At 71.1% G+C, this 22,286-nt stretch carries 17 protein-coding genes and 1 pseudogene; 13 read left to right on the top strand and 5 right to left on the bottom strand.

Annotated features, from left to right (window positions below; all coding sequences use genetic code 11):
- The first annotated feature begins 11 nt into the window (after positions 1-11).
- Positions 12-1,031, top strand: a complete 1,020-nt coding sequence (locus ADK57_RS45950; protein WP_053755756.1) for a TIGR03842 family LLM class F420-dependent oxidoreductase — start codon at positions 12-14, stop codon at positions 1,029-1,031.
- Between the two features lie 167 nt (positions 1,032-1,198).
- Positions 1,199-2,725 carry an NCS1 family nucleobase:cation symporter-1 gene (locus ADK57_RS45945; RefSeq protein ID WP_053755755.1) on the top strand — a complete coding sequence of 509 codons (1,527 nt, stop codon included), beginning with the start codon at positions 1,199-1,201 and terminating at the stop codon, positions 2,723-2,725.
- Between the two features lie 33 nt (positions 2,726-2,758).
- On the opposite strand, the gene ADK57_RS45940 is transcribed toward ADK57_RS45945, so the two are convergent.
- A complete protein-coding gene (locus tag ADK57_RS45940; protein WP_053755754.1) occupies positions 2,759-3,433 on the bottom strand; it encodes a hypothetical protein in 675 nt (224 codons plus the stop codon).
- 148 nt (positions 3,434-3,581) lie between these two features.
- Positions 3,582-4,586 carry a carboxymuconolactone decarboxylase family protein gene (locus tag ADK57_RS45935; protein WP_053755753.1) on the bottom strand — a complete coding sequence of 335 codons (1,005 nt, stop codon included), beginning with the start codon at positions 4,584-4,586 and terminating at the stop codon, positions 3,582-3,584.
- A 167-nt stretch (positions 4,587-4,753) separates the two neighbouring features.
- Here ADK57_RS45935 and ADK57_RS45930 point away from each other — a divergent pair, with 167 nt between their 5' ends.
- The 8 genes from ADK57_RS45930 to ADK57_RS45895 all read left to right on the top strand — a co-directional run bounded on the left by ADK57_RS45930 (position 4,754) and on the right by ADK57_RS45895 (position 16,818).
- Entirely contained in the window at positions 4,754-5,857 is a 1,104-nt protein-coding gene (locus ADK57_RS45930; protein ID WP_053755752.1) for a sensor histidine kinase, read from the top strand.
- Positions 5,854-6,516 (top strand): response regulator, encoded by a 663-nt coding sequence (locus ADK57_RS45925; RefSeq protein WP_053755751.1) that lies wholly within the window; start codon positions 5,854-5,856, stop codon positions 6,514-6,516. The genes ADK57_RS45930 and ADK57_RS45925 overlap by 4 nt, the downstream gene beginning before the upstream one ends.
- Positions 6,517-6,570: 54 nt before the next feature.
- Positions 6,571-7,395 (top strand): class I SAM-dependent methyltransferase, encoded by an 825-nt coding sequence (locus ADK57_RS45920; RefSeq protein ID WP_053755765.1) that lies wholly within the window; start codon positions 6,571-6,573, stop codon positions 7,393-7,395.
- A gap of 46 nt (positions 7,396-7,441) precedes the next feature.
- Positions 7,442-9,304 carry a gamma-glutamyltransferase family protein gene (locus tag ADK57_RS45915; protein WP_053755750.1) on the top strand — a complete coding sequence of 621 codons (1,863 nt, stop codon included), beginning with the start codon at positions 7,442-7,444 and terminating at the stop codon, positions 9,302-9,304.
- 268 nt (positions 9,305-9,572) lie between these two features.
- Positions 9,573-10,415 (top strand): inositol monophosphatase family protein, encoded by an 843-nt coding sequence (locus tag ADK57_RS45910; protein WP_053755749.1) that lies wholly within the window; start codon positions 9,573-9,575, stop codon positions 10,413-10,415.
- Positions 10,416-10,524: 109 nt separating this feature from the next.
- Complete coding sequence (locus tag ADK57_RS45905) at positions 10,525-11,934, top strand: phytoene desaturase family protein (RefSeq protein ID WP_053755748.1); 1,410 nt, start codon at positions 10,525-10,527, stop codon at positions 11,932-11,934.
- A 73-nt stretch (positions 11,935-12,007) separates the two neighbouring features.
- Entirely contained in the window at positions 12,008-12,517 is a 510-nt protein-coding gene (locus ADK57_RS45900; protein ID WP_053755747.1) for an O-acetyl-ADP-ribose deacetylase, read from the top strand.
- A 422-nt stretch (positions 12,518-12,939) separates the two neighbouring features.
- A complete protein-coding gene (locus ADK57_RS45895; protein WP_053755746.1) occupies positions 12,940-16,818 on the top strand; it encodes a glycoside hydrolase family 2 TIM barrel-domain containing protein in 3,879 nt (1,292 codons plus the stop codon).
- Between the two features lie 108 nt (positions 16,819-16,926).
- Here the strand turns inward: ADK57_RS45895 and ADK57_RS45890 are convergent, their stop codons facing one another.
- Positions 16,927-17,289 (bottom strand): ArsR/SmtB family transcription factor, encoded by a 363-nt coding sequence (locus tag ADK57_RS45890; RefSeq protein ID WP_053755745.1) that lies wholly within the window; start codon positions 17,287-17,289, stop codon positions 16,927-16,929.
- 57 nt (positions 17,290-17,346) lie between these two features.
- Between ADK57_RS45890 and ADK57_RS45885 the strand changes: the two genes are divergently transcribed.
- From ADK57_RS45885 to ADK57_RS45875, 3 genes are all read left to right on the top strand, one after another.
- Positions 17,347-19,422: a heavy metal translocating P-type ATPase gene (locus ADK57_RS45885; RefSeq protein ID WP_199830823.1), complete on the top strand. Its 2,076-nt coding sequence runs from the start codon at positions 17,347-17,349 to the stop codon at positions 19,420-19,422.
- Between the two features lie 55 nt (positions 19,423-19,477).
- Positions 19,478-21,019, top strand: a complete 1,542-nt coding sequence (locus ADK57_RS45880; protein ID WP_324612287.1) for an AlkA N-terminal domain-containing protein — start codon at positions 19,478-19,480, stop codon at positions 21,017-21,019.
- 98 nt (positions 21,020-21,117) lie between these two features.
- The gene (locus ADK57_RS45875; protein ID WP_053755744.1) at positions 21,118-21,603 is read left to right on the top strand and encodes a methylated-DNA--[protein]-cysteine S-methyltransferase; all 486 of its coding nucleotides are present in this window, start codon (positions 21,118-21,120) and stop codon (positions 21,601-21,603) included.
- Between the two features lie 11 nt (positions 21,604-21,614).
- Here the strand turns inward: ADK57_RS45875 and ADK57_RS50345 are convergent, their stop codons facing one another.
- Positions 21,615-21,983, bottom strand: a complete 369-nt coding sequence (locus tag ADK57_RS50345) for a VOC family protein (RefSeq protein ID WP_053755762.1) — start codon at positions 21,981-21,983, stop codon at positions 21,615-21,617.
- A gap of 70 nt (positions 21,984-22,053) precedes the next feature.
- Positions 22,054-22,286, bottom strand: a pseudogene (locus ADK57_RS51885) (Sir2 family NAD-dependent protein deacetylase); the annotation flags it as partial.

Below are 22,286 nucleotides of genomic sequence, written 5' to 3'. Positions count from 1 at the left end.
GAGTGGCGCCCATGGACTTCGGACTCGTCCTGCAGACCGACCCGCCGGCCTCGAAGGTCATCAGCCTGATGAAGCGGGCCGAGCGCAACGGCTTCACGTACGGCTGGACCTTCGACTCCGCCGTGCTGTGGCAGGAACCGTTCGTGATCTACAGTCAGATCCTGTCGAACACCGGCAAGTTGAAGGTCGGCCCGATGGTCACCAACCCGGGCACCCGCACCTGGGAGGTCACCGCCTCCACCTTCGCCACCCTCAACGACATGTTCGGCAACCGCACGGTCTGCGGCATCGGCCGCGGCGACTCCGCGATGCGCGTCGCGGGCCGTGCCCCGAACACCCTTGCCAGGATCAGCGAGGCCATGAAGGTCATCCGGGCGCTCGCCTCGGGCAAGGAGGCGGACCTCGGCGGTACGGTCGTCAAGTTCCCCTGGATCAAGGAGGGCGCCGAACTCCCCGTCTGGATGGCCGCGTACGGCCCCAAGGCGCTGAAGATGACCGGCGAGGAGGCCGACGGGTTCATCCTCCAGCTCTCCGACCTCTACCTGACCGAGTACATGGTGAAGGCCGTCAAGGACGCGGCCGTCGCCGCCGGACGTGACCCGTCCGAGGTGCAGATCTGCGTCGCCGCCCCCGCGTACGTCACCGAGGACGACTCGCCGGCAGCGCTCGCCCACGGGCGCGAGCAGTGCCGCTGGTTCGGCGGCATGGTCGGCAACCACGTCGCCGACCTGGTCTCCAAGTACGGCGAGCACTCCGCCGCCGTACCCGACGAACTCACCGACTACATCAAGGCCCGCGAGGGGTACGACTACTCCCACCACGGGCGCGCCGACAACCCCGACACCGCCTTCGTGCCCGACGAGATCGTCGACCGGTTCTGCATCATCGGCCCGGTCGAGAAGCACATCGAGAAGCTGAACGCGCTGCGTGAGCTGGGCGTCGACCAGTTTGCCGTCTACGACATGCACGACGCGCAGGAAGCCACCATCGACGCCTACGGGTCGCAGGTGATCCCGGCCGTCAACGGCTGACCCGCGCGCACGGACCGCCGTACGCCGCAGGAAGAACCGAAAGCCGCAGAAAACCGCTCGACTCCCCATCCCCCCACTCCAGTTCTCCCCTCCTCCGATGTCCCGGGGGAGGGGGCCGGAGCCCGCACGGCCTTTCCGGATCCGCCCCTCGTTTGATTGGCCTGCCCATGACCGACACCGTTCCCACGGCCATACCGCCGTCCACCCAAGTCACCCTCGCCGACGGCCGGGTGGAGCTCGCCCCGGGCGCCCCCGCCCCGAGCGGCCCCTACGCCAACGAGGACCTGCTGCCGGTTCCGGTGGAGAAGCGCACCTGGACCACGTACAACTTCTCCGCCCTGTGGGTCGGCATGGCCCACAACACGGCCTCCTGGACCCTGGCCTCCGGTCTGATCGCCGTCGGCATGGACTGGAAGCAGGCGGTGTTCACCATCGCCCTGGCCAATGTGATCGTGCTGGTCCCGATGCTGCTCACCGGGCACGCGGGACCGAAGTACGGCATCCCCTTCCCGGTCTTCGCGCGCGCCTCCTTCGGCATCCGCGGCGCCAACCTTCCCGCCGTCGTACGGGCGTTGGTGGCGTGCGGCTGGTTCGGCATCCAGACCTGGATCGGCGGCGAGGCGATCTACTTCCTCGCCGGGAAGCTCATCGGGAACGGCTGGAGCGACACCGCCAAGATCGGCGGATACGCCTGGACCATGTGGCTGTCGTTCGCGATCTTCTGGGCGATCCAGGTCGCGATCATCTACCGGGGCATGGAGACGATCCGCCGCTTCGAGAACTGGGCGGCGCCCTTCGTGCTGGTCGGCGCCCTGGTGATGCTGATCTGGATGAGCAACAAGGCGGGCGGTTTCGGCCCGCTGCTCGACCAGCCCTCCAAGCTCGGCTGGGGCGGCGACTTCTGGAAGCTGTTCTGGCCGTCCCTCATGGGCATGATCGGCTTCTGGTCGACTCTGTCCCTGAACATCCCGGACTTCACCCGTTACGGCAAGAGCCAGAAGGCGCAGACGTGGGGGCAGGCGCTCGGTCTTCCCACGACCATGACGCTCTTCGCGCTGCTGTCGGTGATGGTCACCTCCGGCTCGCAGGCCGTGTACGGCGAGACGATCTGGGACCCGGTACAGCTCGCCGCCAAGACGGACAACGTCGTGGGCCTGCTGTTCGCGCTGGTCACCGTGCTGGTGGCGACCCTGTCCGTGAACGTCGCGGCCAACCTGGTCTCGCCGGCCTTCGACTTCTCCAACATCGCGCCCCGGAAGATCACCTTCCGGGCGGGTGCGCTCGTCACCTGTGTCCTCGGCGTGCTGATCTTCCCGTGGAAGCTGTACTCCGACCCCCAGGGCTACATCTTCACCTGGCTCGGCCTGGTCGGCGGTCTGCTCGGCACGGTCGCCGGCATCCTCATCGCCGACTACTGGATCCTGCGCCGCGGCAAGCTCGACCTGACCGACCTGTACCGCACCGGCGGCCGCTACTGGTACGAGGGCGGCTGGAACTGGCGGGCCGTGGCCGCCTTCGTCACCGGCGGTGTCCTCGCCATCGGCGGCGCCAGCTTCAAGCCCCTGATCGACGGGCGTCCCATCCCGGCCCTGGAGTCGCTGGCCGACTACGGCTGGGCGGTGGGCCTGGGCACGTCGATGGTGCTGTACGTGGTGCTGATGCTGCTGCGCGGGAAGGAGCGCCTCGAAGCGTAGTGCTCTGCCGCTGGAGGGCGGTCCGGAGGGCGGTCAGCTCTCTTGGCCGTCCTCCAGTGCCGCCACCGCCTCTTTGGCGGCCTTGATGGCGCCCTTGTTGATCTCGTCCGTGCTGGGCGCCTTCTTCGACTCGAAGTCGCTGCCGTTGTAGGTGATCGTCACCAGCGCGTTGGACGCGCGCACCACCACCACGCCCTCGCGGGTCTGCTGCTTGTCCTCGGTGGTGAGGTTCACGACGGAGTACGCCGAGTCGCCGAGACCGGGCACGTCCCCGCCGCCGCTCTTGTCCGTGACCGTCTCCTTGTAGGACTTCTGCGCCGCCTCGTCCGTCTCCGTGATCTCGTAGGAGACGTCGAGCCAGCGGTAGTCGTACCCCTTGAGCGCGTTCCACGAGCAGGTGCGGCGCAGCTTCGTGTCCGTCGACGGGATCTCCTTGCCGGCCGCCTTGGCGCCCGGAACGAGTGACTTGACCGTCTTCTCGGCGAGGCTGTCGCACGGCGCGGGCGCGGAGGCGTACGTCTTCGACGCGGCCGCCGTCGACGGGGCGGAGGCGGACTGCGTGCCGGTCTTCTGTCCCTCCTTGTGCTCGACGGCCGGCGTCGCGGCGAACGGACCGGACGTCAGCGCCCAGCCCGCCGCGGCGAGCACGACGACGGGCGACAGGCGCGCGGTGAGGGCGAGCGGCAAGGGAAGGGAACTGGAACGCACGGCGCACTTTTCGTGGGGGACGGTGCGGAAGGGGTCCGCACAGCGGACGGGGCGCCAGTTTCACACGACTCCCTGTGGGACGGAAGTGCGAACTCGCTCCGTACCTGTGCCGTCACTGTGCTCCGCTGTCGATGCGCCATGTGTCCCTTTATGTCCGGGCGATGGGGCGGTTGAGGGCCGACTCGACGCGGTCCACGGCCACGAACGCCCCGTACGCCACGAGGCGCACCAGGCAGGCGTCGGTGTGCTCCGGCCGCCGCCAGGCCGCCACGTCCTCGTCCGTGATGCGGTACGGCGCGAGGGCGGCCAGCAGCGCGAGGCGCGCGCCGGGACGCTCCCGTCGGTCCGGGAACCCGTTCAGGGCGAGCGGCGGATGCGCTCCGTCCCAGTCCTGCAGGGTTTGTTCCACGAGGTCATGGTCGTCGGCGTCGAGGAGACCGGCGCCCGTCATGGCCGCCTTGAGCAGCGCCGCGTACGCGATGCCGACGGCCGTGCCGCCCGCCCATGCGGGAGCCTCGCCGGGGTCGGGGTGGTCGAGCAGCGCGAGGGCCTCGCCGGGCCGGGCGGGGCGGCGTACGGTCCGGGCGAGCGTGCGGCCCGCGAGGCTGCGTACCGCCCGGAACCGCTGAACGTTGCCCGGGAGCAGGTTCTCGGTCAGCAGGGCGGACACGATCCGGTTGATGAAGTGGAAGGCGAACGCGGTGCCCAGGTAGCCGGGAGCGTGCCCGCGCGGGAAGGGGTACGGCTCGGGGCCGAGGCCGCCCGGTACGCGGGTCCGCCTGCCCCACTCCAGCACGCGCGCGTGCTCCTCCTTCTCCGGCTGCTCCCCTCGGGCGAGGCGTTCGGCGAGCGCGTGGTCACCGGTGGCGTGCAGCAGCATGGTGTGCGCGTCCACGCAGAACGGGCACTTGTTGGCGAGCGACACACCGAGCGCCGCCAGCTCCTTGCCGGTACGGCTGCCGGGCCCCGCGATCAGCGACTCACGCATCAGCGCCCAGGCGGGCGCGAGGATCTCGGGTGCGGAGGAGAGGACCACGAAGGTGACGGGCTTGTCGATGCCGAAGTCGCGGGAGAGCTGCGCGTAGACCTCGGCGACACGACCGGTGGCCGCCCTGGGCGGCAGGGGTTCGGTGTAGCGGAAAGGTGTGGGCATGGGCAGCAGCGTGCGCCACGGGGGCGGACGCGGTCGTCGTACGGCCGATGACAGTCGGGGCTGCGCCGACGGGCCGGGCCGGTGCGGCTCACTACTACGCCGGGAGTAGTCCGGGAGTTGTCCACAGGTCTGACGCCGGTGTCGGCGCCGGAGGCTACTGTGCGTGCATGAGCGGGCACTTGGTCACACGCAGGGGTCTCGCCGACGCGGCCCTCGCGGTCGTCGTCGGCGCCCTCGTCGTGACCACGGCCGCGTTCGACGCGGACACGACGGCCGTCGACCACGCGCTGATCGTGCTGGGTTCGGCCGCCCTGACGTTCCACCGGTCGGCCCCGCTGGCGGTGCTGGCCGCGGCCACCGCGACCGGCGCGGCGTACGTCCTGCACGCCCACCCCGGCCTGATCGCCGCCCTCCCGGTCCTCGCCGCCGTGCACACCGCGGCCCGCGTGGGACACCGGGGTTGGGCCGCCGCGGCGAGCGGAGCGTACCTGGCGGCGTACGTGGCGACGGACCCCACGACCCAGCAGGTGGTGGAGAAGGCCGCGCTGCTCACGGGCTGGTTCCTGTGCGCGGTCGTGACGGGCCTCGCCGACCGCAACTGGCAGGCGTATCTGCGCCAGACCGAACAGCGCGCCCTGGAAGCCGAGCGCACCCGCGAGGAGGCCGCGCTGCGCCGAGCCGGCGAGGAACGTCTGCGTATCGCACGGGAGTTGCACGACTCCCTCACGCACAGCATCTCGATCGTCAAGCTCCAGGCGGGCGTCGCGGTCCACCTGGCCCGCAAGCGCGGCGAGGAGGTGCCGCCCGCCCTGCTCGCCATCCAGGAGGCGGGCGGCGAGGCGATGCGGGAACTGCGCGCCACCCTGGAGATCCTGCGCACCGACGAACCGAGCGGCACACCCGCGGTGCTCGTGGAGCGCGCACGCGCGGCGGGCGTCGCCGTCGAACTGACGGTGGCCGGCGACGAGCGCCCCCTGCCCGCGACCCTTGACCGGGCGATGTACCGCATCGTCCAGGAATCGCTCACCAACGCGGCACGGCACGCGGGACCGGCGAAGGTGCGCGTCCGACTGGACTACGGCAGCGCCGAGTTGGTCATAGAGGTGGACGACGACGGAGCCGCCGCCCCCGGCCGACCCCCGACACCGGGCATCGGCCTCACCGGCATGCGCGAGCGCGTCACGGCCCTCGGCGGCACACTGCACACCGGCCCGCGCGCGGAGGGCGGCTTCTCCGTCCGGGCGAAGTTGCCTCTGGAGGCCGCCGGATGATCAGGGTGGCACTCGTCGACGACCAGGCGCTCATGCGCGCCGGCTTCCGCGCACTGCTGGACGCCGAGGACGGCATCGAGGTGGTGGGGGAGGCGGCGGACGGCAAGCAGGGCCTGGACCTGGTCCGCGCCGAGGTCCCCGACATCGCGCTGATCGACGTGCAGATGCCGGTGATGACGGGCATCGACGCGACCCGCCACATCGCAGCCGACCCGTCCCTGACCGCCGTACGCGTCGTCATCCTCACCAACTACGGCTTCGACGAGTACGTCTTCGAGGCGCTGCGGGCGGGCGCGAGCGGCTTCCTCCTGAAGGACACGGAGCCGGCCGACCTCCTCCAGGCCATCGAGGTGGTGGCCCACGGCGAGGCCCTGCTGTCCCCGTCGGTCACCCGCACCCTCATCGGAGAGTTCGTCTCCCGCCCTCCCGACCGGTCCACGGCTCCCGGCCTGGAGTGTCTGACCCGCCGCGAACGCGAGGTCACCGCTCTCGCCGCTCGCGGCCTCACCAACGAGGAGATCGCCGAGCACATGGTCATCAGTCCGTTCACGGCGAAGACGCATGTGAGCCGGGCGATGACGAAGCTGGGGGCGCGGGACCGGGCGCAACTGGTGGTGTTCGCCTATGAGTCGGGGCTGGTGGCGGCACGCGGCAACTGACCCGCGCGGTATACCCCGTTGCACACCGTGGGCACCGATCAGCAGTCTGAGGTGATGACCGAGACGACGCACGACCAGCAGCCCGCCTTACGGGAGGAGATCCTCGCCTACTACACCCGGGGCGAGGAGGACGCCCGCCTCAGAGAGGGCTCCGGGAGGCTGGAGTTCTGGCGGACCCAGGACGTCCTGCGGCGGTTGATGCCCGCGGCGCCCGCGCGGGTCGTCGACGTCGGCGGCGGCAGCGGGATCCACGCGGAGTGGCTCGCACGGGACGGGCACGAGGTCGACCTCGTCGACCCGGTACCGCTCCACGTGGAGCAGGCCGCACGGCTGCCCGGCGTCACCGCCCGCCCCGGGGACGCCCGCGCCCTGCCCGCCGCCGACTCCCTGTACGACGTGGTACTGCTCCTCGGACCGCTCTACCACCTGCCCGAACGGCCGGACCGGGTAAGGGCGTTGGCCGAGGCACACCGGGTGGTACGGCCGGGCGGGCTGGTGGTCGCGGCCACCATCAACCGGTTCGCCGGTCTCCACGACGTACTGCGCGAGGAACGCTACTTCACCCCTTTGCACCGCGAACGCACCGACGCCGTCACGGCGGACGGCCGGCACCACCACCACGCCGAGGACGGCCTGTTCACCGTCGCCTACTTCGCCCGCCCCGAGGAACCGCCGACCGAGTTCACCGACGCGGGGCTCACCGTCGCGGGCCAGTACGGCGTCGAGGGCGTCGCCTGGCTCATGGGCGGCGTCGAGGACTGGCTGGACGACCCGGAACGCCGCGAGGCCGTCCTGGCGGCGACCCGGCGCATCGAGTCCGAGCCGACGCTGCTCGGGGCCAGCGGGCATCTGCTCACGGCGGGTGGGCGGCGGACCTAGCTGCGTACGATCAGTCGACCGCCGCCGTCCAGTGAGGAGCCCCACCGTGTTCACCACCCGCCCCACCCTCCAGGGCACCTTCGGCATGGTGTCCTCCACACACTGGCTGGCCTCGCAGGCGGCGATGGCGGTGTTGGAGGACGGCGGGAACGCGTACGACGCGGCCGTCGCGGGGGCGTTCGTGCTGCACGTCGTCGAACCGCACCTGAACGGCCCGGCCGGTGAGGTACCGATCCTGCTCGCGCCTGCGGGTGGTGAGGTGCGGGTCCTGTGCGGGCAGGGCGTCGCGCCGGGTGGGGCGACGGTCGCGCACTACCAGGGGCTCGGGTTGGAGCTGGTTCCGGGGACGGGGCCGCTCGCCGCTGCCGTCCCCGGGGCCTTCGACGCCTGGATGCTGTTGCTGCGCGACCACGGGACCAAGTCGCTCGCCGACGTGCTCGAGTACGCCATCGGTTACGCCGAACACGGGCACGCGCCCGTGGAGAACGTCGGGGCGACCGTCGAGAGCGTGCGGGAGTTGTTCGAGACGGAGTGGACTTCGTCGGCGCAGGTGTATCTGCCGGGCGGGAAGGCTCCGCGGCCCGGGGAGTTGTTCCGCAATCCCGCCCTTGCCGCCACCTGGAAGCGGCTGCTCGACGAGGTCGCGGAGGCGGGGGACCGGGACGCGCAGATCGACGCCGCTCGGGAGGTGTGGCGCTCCGGATTCATCGGCGAGGCCCTTGTGCGGCAGGCGCAGCGGCCCACGATGGACACCAGTGGCGAGCGGCACACCGGCACGCTCACGGCCGCGGATCTCGCCGGCTGGTCCGCGACGTACGAGACGCCGGCGACGTACGACTGGAACGGGTGGACCGTGTGCAAGGCCGGTCCCTGGAGTCAGGGACCGGTGCTCCTGCAGCAGCTCGCGCTGCTGCCGGCCGAGCTGCCGCGGTACGGGTCGGCCGAGTACGTCCACCTGCTGATCGAGGGCTGCAAGCTGGCCATGGCCGACCGGGAGGCCTGGTACGGCGACGCGGCCGAGGTGCCGCTGGGTGCGCTGCTGTCGGACGAGTACAACGAGGGACGGCGGGAGCTCGTCGGGGACAAGGCCTCATACGAGTTGCGCCCCGGCAGTCCGGGTGGGCGCGCGCCGAGGCTGTGCGCCCACGCGGGCCTCCACGGTGACGGGCCCGGCTTCGACGCGCTGGGCGTCGGTGAACCGACGGTCGCGGTGCGTGACGTGCCGGGTGCCGGCGAGCCCACCGTCGCCAAGCGCCCCACGGCTGCGGTGCCCGGCGAGCCCGAGGTCGGCGCCGACGGACGTACCCGGGGAGACACCTGCCATCTCGACGTCGTCGACCGGTGGGGCAACATGGTCGCCGCCACGCCCAGCGGTGGCTGGCTGCAGTCGAACCCTGTCGTGCCCGAACTGGGCTTCCCGCTCGGCACCCGGCTTCAGATGACCTGGCTGGAGGAGGGCCTGCCGAACTCGCTCACTCCGGGCCGTCGCCCCCGCACCACCCTCACGCCCTCGATCGCGCTGCGTGACGGAGTGCCGGTCATGGCGTTCGGGACGCCCGGCGGGGACCAGCAGGACCAGTGGCAACTGCACTTCTTCCTCGCGGTCGCGCTGCGTGCCCAGGTCAGGGGCGGACTCGACCTCCAGGGCGCGATCGACGCCCCCAACTGGCACAACGACAGTTTCCCCGGCTCCTTCTACCCGCGCGGCATGTGTCCGGGCAGCGTCACCGTCGAAGGACGGATGGGCGAGGCCGTGGTGGCGGAGCTGCGGCGCCGTGGACATGACGTGACCGTCGGTGAGTCCTGGTCGGAGGGGCGGCTGTGTGCGGTCGCGCGGGATCCGGAGACCGGGATTCTGTCGGCGGCGGCGAATCCGCGCGGCATGCAGGGGTACGCGGTGGGTCGCTGACCCCGGCCCTGACCCCCGCCCTGACCCCCGCCCTGACCCCAGCCCTGCCCCCGCCCTGCCTCCCCCGCACTGCTCTCCCGCCGGGTACGCCGCCAGGGACGACCGATCCGAACACCGCCCCGGCCGCCCATCCTGTGGTCGCGCGCGTCACTGCCGCAGCCGCCCGCCTCGCATCCCGGCTTCGGGGAAATCGCGGTTTTCACGCTGATTCCACCCGCGATACACCGGCCGGGTGGGGATTGTCAGTGGCGCGTGCTCTCATGGAGTCATGATCGAAGACACGGAAACCATCGACGAGTTTCTCGCCCGGCACGCGACCGACGTGGAGGAAGCGGTACGGAAGGCGGCCGCCGCCGAGATCATGCCTCGCTTCCGTCGGCTCGCCGCGCACGAGGTCGACCAGAAGAGCGGCCCGCATGATCTCGTGACCGACGCCGACCGCAAGGCGGAGCTGTACCTCACCGAGGCGCTCGGTGCCCTGCTGCCCGGCTCGGTCGTGGTCGGCGAGGAGGCGGTGCACGCCAACCCGGCGTCGTACGAGGCGATACAGGGCGACACCCCGGTATGGATCGTCGACCCGGTCGACGGGACACGGCAGTTCGTGCACGGCAACCCCGGCTTCTGCACCCTGGTCGCGCTCGCGCAGGGCGGAGTCCTGCACGCCTCCTGGACGTACGCGGCGGCCCGCGACCAGCTGGCCACGGCCGTGCGCGGCCGGGGCGCGTTCCTCGACGGCGAGCGGCTGCACGCCGGTGTTCCGGACCCAGGCCGTGACCTGCGCATAGCCACCTCCCACCCGGACTACACGACCGAGGAGCAGAAGCGTGCGCTGCTCGGGCTGTGGACCGAGGGCGTGGCACCGAGGGCGTGCGGCTCGGCCGGGCTGGAGTATCTCGCCGTCGCCCGCGGTGAGTTGGACGCCACGGCCTTCTCGTGGGAGGCGGCCTGGGACCACGCCGCGGGTCTGCTCCTGGTCGAGGAGGCGGGCGGCGCGCACCTGACCCTCACCGGCGAGCCGTTCCGCGTCACGGGCCACAACACGCTCCCTTTCACCGCGGCCCGGGACGCGGCCACGGCACGCCGGGTCGTGGGGCTGCTGGAGGCTCAGTAGCTCGCTCAGTAGCTCTCCGGGGCGCCCCGCGAGCCGGGGCGGTCAGTCCTCCGGCATATCCTGATCCTCACAGGCCACCGGCTGACGAAGGGGTCCGAAGGTGTCGTCGATGCTCGATGTGGTTGTCGTGGGTGCGGGGCCGAACGGCCTGACCGCCGCCGTGGAGTTGGCCCGCCGCGGCTTCTCCGTGGCCCTCTTCGAGGCCCGCGGCACCGTCGGCGGAGGAGCCCGCACCGAGGAGCTCACCCTCCCCGGCTTCCGGCACGACCCGTGCTCCGCGGCCCACCCCCTCGGCATCAACTCACCCGCGTTCCGCGCCCTGCCCCTGGAGCGCTACGGCCTCGAATGGCTGCACGCCGACCTGCCCATGGCGAACCCCTTCACCGACGGCACCGCGGCCGTGCTGGCACGGTCGGTCGGTGAGACGGCCGCCTCGCTCGGGCCACGTGACGCGGGGACGTACCGCAGACTGGTCGAGCCCTTCCTGCCCAAGTGGGACACCCTGGCCCGCGACTTCATGTCGCTGCCGCTGACCGCGCTGCCCCGGGACCCGGTCACCCTCGCCCGCTTCGGCCTGGTCGGCCTGCCCCCCTCGACCTGGCTGATGCGCCGCTTCCGCGACGAGCGGGCCAAGACCCTGTTCGCCGGCCTCGTCGCGCATGTGATGGCCCCGCTCGGCGGCTTCGCCACCGGCGCCGTCGGCCTGGTCTTCGCCCTCGCTGCGCACGCCCGCGGCTGGCCCGTGGCCCGCGGCGGCTCCCAGTCCATCTCCGACGCGCTGGCCGCCTATCTGAAGGACCTCGGCGGCACCATCCACACGGACTTCGAGGTCAAGCGTCTCGACGACCTGCCGCCCGCGCGCGCGTACGTCTTCGACACCTCGCCCACCGCCCTGGCCCGCATCGCCGGCCTGGGCAACTACTACGAGAGCTACCGGTACGGCCCCGGAGTCTTCAAGATCGACTACGCCCTGGACGGCCCCGTGCCGTGGACCGCGCCGGAGGCGCGCCGGGCCACCACCGTGCAGATCGGCGCTGACAGCGCGGAGGTCGGCGCCGCCCTGCGCGCGGCGTCCAGGGAGGGCCGCGCACCCGACAGGCCGTTCATGATCACCGTGCAGCCCAGCCTCGTCGACCCCACCCGGGCCCCGGCCGGCAAGCAGGTCTTCTGGGCGTACGGCCACGTCCCCAGCGGCTGGACCGGCGACCTCACCGACGCCATGGAGCGCCAACTGGAGCGCTTCGCCCCGGGATTCCGCGATCGCGTCCTCGCCCGAGCGACCGCCGGACCGGCCGAGCTCGCCGCCCGCAACGCCAACTACATCGGCGGAGACATCGCCTCCGGCGCGGTCACCGGACTCCAGATCCTGCTGCGCCCCAAGCTGTCTCTGTTCCCGTACGGCACCCCGCACCCGGCCGTCTTCATCTGCTCCTCGGCCACCCCGCCGGGGCCGGGTGTGCACGGCATGTCGGGGCACAACGCGGCCAAGGCCGTGTGGAGGAAACTGCGGCAGACATGAGCACGATCACCATGTGGAGGAGGGCCGAGGCGGACATGACCACGATCACCATGCGCAGGAGGCCGAGGCGGACATGACCACGATCACGCTGGTCCAGGGCGACATCACCCGGCAGCGCGCCGACGCCATCGTCAACGCGGCGAACTCCTCCCTGCTCGGCGGCTCGGGCGTCGACGGCGCCATCCACCGCCGCGGCGGACCGGCGATCCTCGAGGACTGCCGCAGACTCCGCGCCTCTCAGTACGGCAAGGGCCTGCCGACCGGCCAGGCGGTCGCGACGACGGCGGGCGGGCTGGACGCGCGGTGGGTGATCCACACCGTGGGCCCCGTGTACAGCGCGAGTGAGGACCGGTCCGGCCTGCTGGCCTCCTGCTATCGCGAGTCGCTCAGGGTGGCCGACGGACTGGGCGCCCGCACCGTCGCGTTCCCCGCCGTCTCCGCCGGCATCTACGGCTGGCCGATGGACGACGCTGCACGCATCGCGATCGAGACGGTGCGGGAGACGGAGACGTCGGTGGAGGACGTCACGTTCGTTCTCTTCGACGACCGGGCATACAAGGCGTTCGCCGCGCAGGTCCAGTGACGAGAGCCGCAACGAGGACGGCGCGTACGGCGAGTGGTCGCCGTCAGGCAGCCCTCCCGCGGTGGCCCGGGCGCCGGGGAGCGGTTGTACGCCCACCGAAGCCGTGAGTTCGCGTTGCCCACCTGAGATCCAGGACGCCGAGCAGGCCCGTGTCGAGTCGGCGGTGGCCGACGCCCGTCGGATCGGCCGTGAGGCAGGAACGCGTGGAGGTGGGCACGCGCGTCGAGACCCGGCCCGGCAGGTGGCTCAACAGGACCGCACAAAGTCCGACAGGATCATTGCTTCGATTGTGTGCGAGTTCTAGGGTTCCCCTGGCTCAGCAGTTGCCTTTGTCGCCAGTAGTCATGTTCTGACCCTCCTGACCCTCCTGACGCACCCTCAGTTCGCGCACCCTCACTGTCGCACCGAGGAAGGCCACGGTCATGTCGCACCCGCACCCGCACGTGTTCAGCCGCCGCCGTCTGCTGGAGGGGGGAGCCGCCGTACTCGGCGCGCTCGCCCTGTCCGCTCCGCCCGTCACCGCGTCGGCCGCCGGCCGGCGCACGGCGGCTGCGGACGCCTTACCGGAGTGGAACGGCAACATCGCCGTCTTCCGCCTGGGCACCGAGCCCCCGCACACCACCCTCATGCCGTACCGGGACGTCAGACAGGCCCTGGCCGCCGACCGCACGCGCTCGCCGTACCGGCTGAGCCTCGACGGGAAGTGGAAGTTCGCCTACGCGGACCGCCCTGACGACCGGGACGCCGACTTCCATCGCACCGACCTCGACGACGGCGACTGGAACACCATCCCCGTCCCGTCCGTCTGGCAGCAGCACGGCTACGATTTCCCGATCTACGTCAACATCACCTACCCCTGGTGGGGCCCCAACGGCCTGGGCGAGGAACCGCAGCCCCCGGCCGCGCCGACCCGCTACAACCCGGTGGGCCAGTACCGCCGTACCTTCACCGTCCCCCGCGACTGGTCGGGACGACGGACGTTCCTGCACTTCGAGGGCGTCAAGTCGGCCCACTACGTGTGGATCAACGGGGAGTTGGTGGGCTACCACGAGGACTCGTTCAGCCCCGCCGAGTACGACATCACCGAGTATCTCAAGCCCGGCGCGAACCAGATCGCGGTGGAGGTGTACCGCTACTCCGACGGGGACTGGCTCGAGGACCAGGACATGATCCGGCTGAGCGGCATCTTCCGCTCGGTGTACCTGTACTCCACCCCGGCCGTGCACCTGCGCGACTTCAAGCTGGACACCCCGCTGAGCGACGACTACTCGGCCGCCGACCTGTCGGTCACGGCGAGCGTGCGGGACTACACGGGCGGATCCGGTGGGCGGTATACGGTCGACACGATGCTGTATGGCGCCGACGGGCACCCTGTATGGTCCCGGCCGCTCCAACAGCCCGTTGATCTCGGGTCCGGTGCCGAGGTGACCGTACAGGCGGCGAAAGCCGTACCCGATCCCCGGCTGTGGTCGGCCGAGCACCCGACCCTCTACACCGCCGTCCTGCGGCTGCGCGATCCGGCGGGCAAGGTGATCGAGACCCTCTCGCACCGGGTCGGCCTGCGGGAGTTCGCGCTCAAGGACGGGCTGATGCGGATCAACGGGAAGCCCGTCTCCTTCCGGGGCACCAACCGGCACGAGATGCACCCGGACCGCGGCACGGCGCTCACCCGCGCGGACCTGGTCCAGGACATCGGGATCATCAAGCGGCTGAACATGAACACGGTCCGCACCTCGCACTACCCGAACAACCCGCTGTGGTACGAACTCGCCGACGAGTACGGCCTGTACCTCGTGGACGAGACCAACCTGGAGACGCACGGCATCCGCGCCGAGTACCCGGGCAACCACGCCGACTGGACCGAGGCGTGTGTGGCCCGCGCGCAGAACATGGTCCACCGGGACAAGAACCACGCCTCGGTGGTCGTCTGGTCGCTCGGCAACGAGGCGGGCGGCGGCAGCACGTTCGTCGCCATGCACGACTGGATCCGCTCGTACGACCCGACGCGCGTCATCCAGTACGAGGGCGACGACCGCCCGACGATCAGCGACATCCGTTCCGAGATGTACGAGAGCCCCGCACGCGTCGAACAGCGCGCGAACGACACCGCCGACACCCGGCCGTACGTCATGATCGAGTACTCCCACGCGATGGGGAACTCCAACGGCAACTTCAAGAAGTACTGGGACGTCATCCGGCGCCACGACGTCCTCCAGGGCGGCTGGATCTGGGACTTCGTCGACCAGTCGCTGAGCTGGCCGACCCCGGCGCGCAAGCTGCTGACCGAGACCGGGCCGGGCGGGCTGCGCGGCGAACTCCTCGCCCCCAGCGGTACTTTCGACCGGGCCAAGGGTGTCAACGGCGGCACCGTCTTCGCCCGTGACACGAGCCTCGACCTCACCGGTTCCCTGACCCTGGAGGCATGGGTCACCCCGCACGTCACGGGCTACCACCAGCCGATCATCGCCAAGGGCGACACCCAGTACGCCCTGAAGCAGTCGGGCCGGAACCTGGAGTTCTTCATCTACGGCGGCGGCCAGTGGATCACCGCCACCTGGGCACTGCCGGACGACTGGACCGGCACCGAGCACCACGTGGCCGGCGTCTTCGACGCGGACACGGGCACGCTGACCCTGTACGTCGACGGCACGGCGAGGGCCACCCGGACCACCACCCGGCGCCCCGGCATCAACACCGCGCCCCTCGCACTCGCCACCGACGTCGACAACATCACCCGGGAGTTCAGCGGCACCATACGCCGGGCCCGCGTGTACGCCCGTGCCCTGAGCGCCGCCGAACTGGCCTCCGACAGCCGCGGACCCGACGACGAGGGGGTGCGGTTCTGGTTCGACGCGGCCACCGTCGGGGTCACCGACAAGCGGTCGAAGGAGAAGACCTTCTTCGCGTACGGCGGCGACTGGGGCGACAACCCCAACGACGGTAACTTCGTCGCGGACGGAATCATCACCGCCGACCGGGGGCACACCGGCAAGGCAGCCGAGATCAAGCGGGTCTACCAGGCCGTCAACGCGGCACCGGTCGCGGACGGAGCGGCCGGGGCGGTCACCCTCACCAACGAGTACCTGTTCACCAACCTGCGTGATCTGGACGGCAGTTGGGCCCTCGTCGCGGACGGGAGGGTCATACGGCGCGGCAAGCTGACGCGTGCTCAGCTGGACGTGCCGCCGCTGTCGAGCAAGGACATCACGGTCCCGGTGAGGCTGCCGGACGAACCGGCACCCGGCGCCGAGTACTTCCTCGAACTGTCCTTCACCACCAAGGAGTCCACGAAGTGGGCGAAGGCCGGCTTCGAGGTGGCACGGCAGCAACTCGCCCTCGACGCGGGGAGCCCGGCGGTGACGCCGCTGCCGCTGGAGAGCGTGCCCGCGCTCAGCCACCTCGACGGAGACGACCAAGTCACGGTCACCGGCGACGACTTCACTGTCATCCTCGAAAAGACCAGCGGGACCATCACCTCGTACGAGGTCCGTGGCACCCGGCTCATCACCTCCGGCCCCGCACCCAACTTCTGGCGGGCGCCCACCGACAACGACCACGGCAACGGCCAGCACACCCGTAACCAGACCTGGCGCGACGCCGGGGCGAACCGCAAGGTGACGGACGTGAGCGTGCGCGCCCTGCGCGACAGGGCGGTCGAGATCAAGGTCGCCGGCACCCTGCCGACGACCGTCGAGTCGACGTACACCACGACCTACACGGTCTTCGGCAACGGCGAGATCAAGGTCGACCACACCCTGCACCCCGGCGCGTCGAACCTGCCGTACATCCCGGAGGTCGGCAGCCTGCTGTTCCTGCCGGCACGTCTGGAGCGGCTGCGCTACTACGGACGCGGCCCCGAGGAGAACTACTGGGACCGCAACTACGGTACGGACGTGGGCATTTACTCCGGGACCGTCTCCGGGCAGTGGGCCTCCTACATCCGCCCGCAGGAGAACGGCAACAAGACGGACGTGCGGTGGGCCGCCCTCACCGACCGCCACGGCGTGGGCCTGCTCGTCTCCGGCGAGCCGCTCCTGGAGGTCAGCGCCTCCCACCTCACGCCGGAGGACCTGTCGGTCGGCGCGCGCCACGACTACCAGCTCACCCCGCGCGACGCGGTCGTACTCCGTGTGAACCACCGGCAGATGGGCGTCGGCGGTGACAACAGCTGGGGCGCGCACACCCACGACGAGTACAAGCTCTTCGCGAACCGCGACTACTCGTACAGCTACCGGTTGCGTCCCCTGACGGATGTCGACGAGGCGATGGCGGCCTCGCGGCGGCCGACGGCAGGGGAGTAGTGCTCGGGGGCCCGGACACGGACACAGTGCGGGCCCCCTTACTCCTCCACCCCCGGGTAACGCCCCCGTCGGCGACCAGACGCAAGCCGTGACCGGCGCCCCAGGGGATCACTCGGCGGTGTCACTGAGGCCGAGTCGCAGATGCTCCACGTGGTAGACGGCCTGGTCGAGCAGCTCGGAGACGTGGTGGTCGTGCAGCGCGTACACGACCGAACGGCCGCGGCGCTCGCCCACGACCAGACCCAGGTTGCGCAGCAGCCGCAGCTGGTGCGAGCAGGCCGACTGCTCCATCCCCACCTCGGCCGCCAACTCCGTCGCCGGCAGCGGCCCTTCGCGCAGCCGCGCCAGGATCAGCAGGCGGGAGGGCGTCGACAGAGCCTGGAGGGTGGTGGCCACCTTGGCGACGTTGCCCGCGTCCAGGCGTACGCGTTCGGTGGCGTCCTGCGCGGCGGTGACGGCTCCATGACCCATGGCGCGCATCTTACTCATCACAGATGAACAGATGAATGAGTCTTCATGTGTTCCTGTATGGTGGCGCGGGTGTCCACGACTTTCGCCCCCACTCATGCCCCGTCCCCTGCCCGCCAGGAGGTCCGGCGTCGCACTCGTGTCCTCGCCCTGCCGGAGGCCCGCTGGGCGCTCGCCGCGTTCGTCGCGTTCCTCCTGGGCCTGGCTCTGGATCTCGGCGACGGTGTGTCGCATTGGGTGTACGGGCTGCTGTATGCAGTCGCCTATGTCGCCGGCGGTTGGGAGCCGGCCCTCGAAGGGCTGCGGGCGCTGAGGGAGAAGACCCTGGACGTCGACCTGCTGATGATCGTCGCGGCCCTGGGCGCGGCCGCGATCGGGCAGGTCCTGGACGGCGCCCTGCTGATCGTCATCTTCGCCACCTCCGGCGCTCTGGAGGCACTGGCCACCGCCCGCACCGCCGACTCGGTGCGCGGTCTGCTCGACCTGGCGCCCACCACCGCGACGCGGCTCACCGAAGAGGGCGAGGAGACGGTCAGGACCTCCGAACTCGCCGTAGGCGACGTCCTGTTGATTCGCCCCGGTGAGCGCATCGGCGCTGACGGCAGCGTCCTCGACGGCGCCAGTGAGGCCGACCAGGCCACCATCACCGGCGAGCCCCTCCCGGTCGCCAAGGGCCCCGGCGACGAGGTCTTCGCGGGCACCCTGAACGGCACCGGGGCGCTGCGCGTCCGCGTCGAACGCGACCCCGCCGACTCGGTGATCGCCCGCATCGTGACCCTGGTCGAGGAAGCCTCACGCACCAAGGCCCCCACGCAATTGGTCATCGAGAAGGTCGAACAGCGGTACGCGGTCGCCATGGTCGCCGCCACCCTCGCCGTGTTCGCGATCCCCTTCGCCTTCGGCGCCGACCTCACGGACGCGCTGTTGCGCGCGATGACCTTCATGATCGTCGCCTCCCCGTGCGCGGTCGTCCTCGCGACCATGCCGCCCCTGCTGTCCGCCATCGCCAACGCCGGCCGGCACGGCGTCCTGGTCAAGTCGGCCGTCGCCATGGAACGCCTGGGCGAGATCGACGCCACGGCCCTCGACAAGACCGGCACGCTCACCGAGGGCGGCCCCGAGGTGACGGACGTACGCCCGCTGCCCGACTCCGGCCTGGACGAGGACGCGCTGCTGGCGCTGGCCGCGGCGGCCGAGCACCCGAGTGAGCACCCTCTGGCCCGCGCGATCGTCGCCGCGGCCCGGGGGTGTGGCCTGCGGATTGCGTCCGCGGAGTACTTCATGGCGACTCCGGGGCGTGGGGTCGTGGCAGTGGTTGAGGGGCGGGTGGTGGGTGTCGGCCGGGTGGAGGCTTCGGTCGACCGTGTGCGCGGTGTCGGCGGTATGCGGGATTCCGGCGACCGTAGGCCTGGTGCCGACGGTATGCAGGATTCCGGCGACCGTACGCACGGTGCCGACGGTATGCAGCATCTCGACGACCGTAGGCAGCCTTTCCCGGACGTCGACGCCGACGGCACCATCGTTCTCGTCACCCGCGACGACACCCCGGTCGGCACCCTCACTCTCACCGACCGCCTCCGCCCCGACGCCCCCGCGACCACCGCCGCCCTCACCGCCCTGACCGGCACTGCCCCCGTCCTCCTCACCGGCGACAACCCTCGGGCCGCCGCCCGCGTCGCCGACGTCACCGGCCTCACGGACGTCCGGGCGGAGCTGCTGCCCGAGGACAAGGTCAACGCCGTGCGGGACCTGCAGCAGGGCGGCCGCAAGGTGCTGTTCGTCGGTGACGGCGTAAACGACGCGCCCGCCCTCGCCGCCGCCCACTCCGGTATCGCGATGGGCCGGGCGGGTTCCGACCTCGCGCTGGAGACGGCGGACGCCGTCATCGTGCGCGACGAACTCGCCACCGTCCCAGCCGTGGTACGGCTCTCCCGTGCGGCTCGCCGCCTGGTCGTCCAGAACCTGGTGATCGCCGGCACCTTCATCACCGGACTCGTCCTGTGGGACCTGATCGGCCGCCTCCCGCTGCCGCTCGGTGTAGCAGGCCACGAGGGCTCGACGGTCCTGGTCGGACTCAACGGACTCAGGCTGCTGCGCGAGTCCGCGTGGCGATCAGGCCCGGCGCAGGACAGCTGAGGTCGATGTCGGATTCTCGCCAGCCCCGGTCCGGCTCGTGGACCATGCTGGATCCATGCAGATGGGGATGCACACCGACACCGAGCGCTGCGTGCGCGCCGTCCAGTCCAAGGACGCCCGCTTCGACGGCTGGTTCTTCACGGCCGTCCTGACGACCCGGATCTACTGCCGGCCAAGCTGCCCGGTGGTGCCGCCCAAGCCCGAGAACATGACCTTCTACCCGAGCGCGGCGGCGTGCCAGCAGGCCGGGTTCCGGGCCTGCAAGCGGTGCCGTCCCGACACCAGCCCGGGCTCCCCGGAGTGGAACCAGCGCGCCGACCTCGTGGCCCGCGCCATGCGGCTCGTCGCCGACGGCATCGTGGACCGCGAGGGCGTTCCCGGTCTCGCCGCCCGGCTCGGCTACAGCACCCGGCAGGTCGAACGCCAGCTGCTCGCCGAACTGGGTGCGGGCCCGCTGGCCCTCGCCCGCGCCCAGCGCGCCCAGACGGCCCGGATCCTCATCGAGACGACCCCGCTCCCGATGGCGGAGATCGCCTTCGCGGCGGGCTTCGCCTCGATCCGTACTTTCAACGACACCGTGCGCGAGGTCTTCGCCCTGTCGCCCAGCGAACTCCGCACCCGGCTGCCGAAGAAGAAGACTCCAGGAAGCACCTCCCCAAGCAGAACCCCCGCAAGCAACATCTCCGGAAGCAACACCTCTGGAAGCACCCCCGGCGTCCTGTCCCTCCGCCTCCCCTTCCGCGTCCCCCTCAACCCCGAGAACCTCTTCGGTCACCTCGCCGCGACCGCAGTCCCGGGCGTCGAGGAATGGCGGGACGGCGCCTACCGACGCACGCTGCGACTGCCGTACGGCCATGGCCTCGTGGCCCTCACCCCGCAGCCGGACCACATCGCCTGCCGCCTCACCCTCAGCGACCTGCGCGACCTGACCGTCGCCATCAGCCGTTGCCGTCGCCTGCTCGATCTGGACGCCGACCCGGTCGCGGTGGACGACCAGTTGCGCAGGGATCCTCTCCTCGCCCCGCTGGTCGACAAGGCCCCGGGGCGGCGCGTCCCGCGCACGGTCGACGAGGCGGAGTTCGCTGTACGGGCGGTACTGGGCCAACAGGTCTCCACGGCGGCGGCCCGCACGCACGCGGCTCGCCTGGTGACCGCGCACGGCGACCCGGTCGACGACCCGGAGGGCGGCCTCACCCACCTCTTCCCGGCCCCCGAGGCGCTCGCCGCGGTGGACCCCGAGACGCTGGCGATGCCCAGGACGCGCCGGACCACCTTCACCACGCTGGTGGGCCAACTTGCCGACGGTTCCCTGAACTTGGGCGTGGAGAGCGACTGGGCAGAGAACCGCGCCCAACTCCTCGCGCTCCCCGGCTTCGGCCCCTGGACGGTCGACGTCATCGCGATGCGAGCCCTCGGTGATCCGGACGCCTTCCTTCCCACCGACCTCGGAATCCGGCGCGCCGCCCAGGAGTTGGGCCTGCCGTCGACCCCGGCGGCGCTCACGGCCCGGGCGGCGGCCTGGCGCCCCTGGCGGGCGTACGCGGTCCAGTACCTGTGGGCGACCGACAGCCACCCGATCAACTTCCTGCCCGTATAAGGCCGCAGAACATAAGGCGTAAACCATAAGACACAAGACGAAGACGCAAGACATATGACATGTGACGTATGAAGCTACAAGCACCCAGGGACACTTCCATGAAGCAGCACACAGTGATCGACAGCCCATACGGCCCCCTCACCCTGGTCGCCGACGACGGCGTCCTGTGCGGCCTCTACATGACCGGCCAACGCCACCGCCCGCAGGAGGAGACCTTCGGCCCCCGCGACGACCTGCCGGCCTTCGGCGAGGCCGCCGACCAGTTGAAGGCGTACTTCGCGGGCGAGTTGAAGGAGTTCACCCTCGAACTCCGCCTGCGCGGAACCCCGTTCCAGTGCAGCGTCTGGGAACAGCTCCGGAAGATCCCGTACGGCGAGACCCGCTCGTACGGCGAACTGGCCGACATCCTCGGCAACCCCACCGCCTCCCGCGCGGTCGGCCTCGCCAACGGCAAGAACCCGGTCGGCATCATCGTGCCGTGCCACCGAGTCGTCGGCGCCAACGGCAGCCTCACCGGCTACGGCGGCGGCCTGGACCGCAAGCAGCGGCTGCTGGACTTCGAGAGCGGGCCGGCGCTGTTCTAGGCCTCCTCAGGTCAGCCGGCACGCTCCGCCTCACTGCGCTCCACGCAGAACTCGTTGCCCTCCGGGTCGGCGAGGACCGCCCAGCCTGTGCCGTCCGCGTTCCGGCGGTCGTCCACGAGCGTGGCCCCGACCGAGAGGAGGCGCTCGACCTCCTCGTCGCGGGTACGGTCCTGCGGCCGGAGGTCGAGATGCACACGGTTCTTCACGGTCTTCGGCTCCGTGACGGTGACGAACAGCAGACCGGCGCCCTCGATCAGCGCCTCGGGGTCGCCCGGCTTGTCGTCCTCGTGCAGGGGCTGCCCCAGGGCCTCGGCCCAGAAGCTGCCGAGGCGGTAGGCGTCGGCGGAGTCGATCGTCACGTGGCGAATCGCTGAGGTCATGGGAGGGATTCTGATCCAGTCGTGGATTTCGCGCAGCGGTTTCGGCAGTGCCGTGGCCTCGCCCCGCGCCGGCGCGTCCTCCATGGGCGAGCACCTTGCGGGTCGGTATCCGGCGAGCTGGTGCACCCGTCCACGTTCTGCGTGACCGCCCGCACCGGCACCCCGACCCCGGCCCGCTCCAACTCGGCGACGGCAAGGTGCGCGGCGTTCGACTGGGCCCGAAGCATCCGGTTCTTCCGCGGCATGGGCAGATGCAATACGCCGTCCCCGCCCTCAGCCGCCCACCCCCCCACGCACTCCCCC

Source organism: Streptomyces sp. MMG1533 (assembly GCF_001279775.1).
Lineage (GTDB): Bacteria > Actinomycetota > Actinomycetes > Streptomycetales > Streptomycetaceae > Streptomyces.
The sequence above is the reverse complement of the archived record's forward strand: the minus strand, read 5'-3'. Positions and strand labels throughout refer to the sequence as shown.

Coding starts and splice junctions, on each gene's coding strand:
- ADK57_RS45950 (WP_053755756.1), top strand. CDS start 12: ATGGACTTCGGACTCGTCCTGCAGACCGACCCGCCGGCCTCGAAGGTC.
- ADK57_RS45945 (WP_053755755.1), top strand. CDS start 1,199: ATGACCGACACCGTTCCCACGGCCATACCGCCGTCCACCCAAGTCACC.
- ADK57_RS45935 (WP_053755753.1), bottom strand. CDS start 4,586: ATGCCCACACCTTTCCGCTACACCGAACCCCTGCCGCCCAGGGCGGCC.
- ADK57_RS45930 (WP_053755752.1), top strand. CDS start 4,754: ATGAGCGGGCACTTGGTCACACGCAGGGGTCTCGCCGACGCGGCCCTC.
- ADK57_RS45925 (WP_053755751.1), top strand. CDS start 5,854: ATGATCAGGGTGGCACTCGTCGACGACCAGGCGCTCATGCGCGCCGGC.
- ADK57_RS45920 (WP_053755765.1), top strand. CDS start 6,571: ATGACCGAGACGACGCACGACCAGCAGCCCGCCTTACGGGAGGAGATC.
- ADK57_RS45910 (WP_053755749.1), top strand. CDS start 9,573: ATGATCGAAGACACGGAAACCATCGACGAGTTTCTCGCCCGGCACGCG.
- ADK57_RS45905 (WP_053755748.1), top strand. CDS start 10,525: ATGCTCGATGTGGTTGTCGTGGGTGCGGGGCCGAACGGCCTGACCGCC.
- ADK57_RS45900 (WP_053755747.1), top strand. CDS start 12,008: ATGACCACGATCACGCTGGTCCAGGGCGACATCACCCGGCAGCGCGCC.
- ADK57_RS45895 (WP_053755746.1), top strand. CDS start 12,940: ATGTCGCACCCGCACCCGCACGTGTTCAGCCGCCGCCGTCTGCTGGAG.
- ADK57_RS45890 (WP_053755745.1), bottom strand. CDS start 17,289: ATGGGTCATGGAGCCGTCACCGCCGCGCAGGACGCCACCGAACGCGTA.
- ADK57_RS45885 (WP_199830823.1), top strand. CDS start 17,347: ATGGTGGCGCGGGTGTCCACGACTTTCGCCCCCACTCATGCCCCGTCC.
- ADK57_RS45880 (WP_324612287.1), top strand. CDS start 19,478: ATGCAGATGGGGATGCACACCGACACCGAGCGCTGCGTGCGCGCCGTC.
- ADK57_RS45875 (WP_053755744.1), top strand. CDS start 21,118: ATGAAGCAGCACACAGTGATCGACAGCCCATACGGCCCCCTCACCCTG.
- ADK57_RS50345 (WP_053755762.1), bottom strand. CDS start 21,983: ATGACCTCAGCGATTCGCCACGTGACGATCGACTCCGCCGACGCCTAC.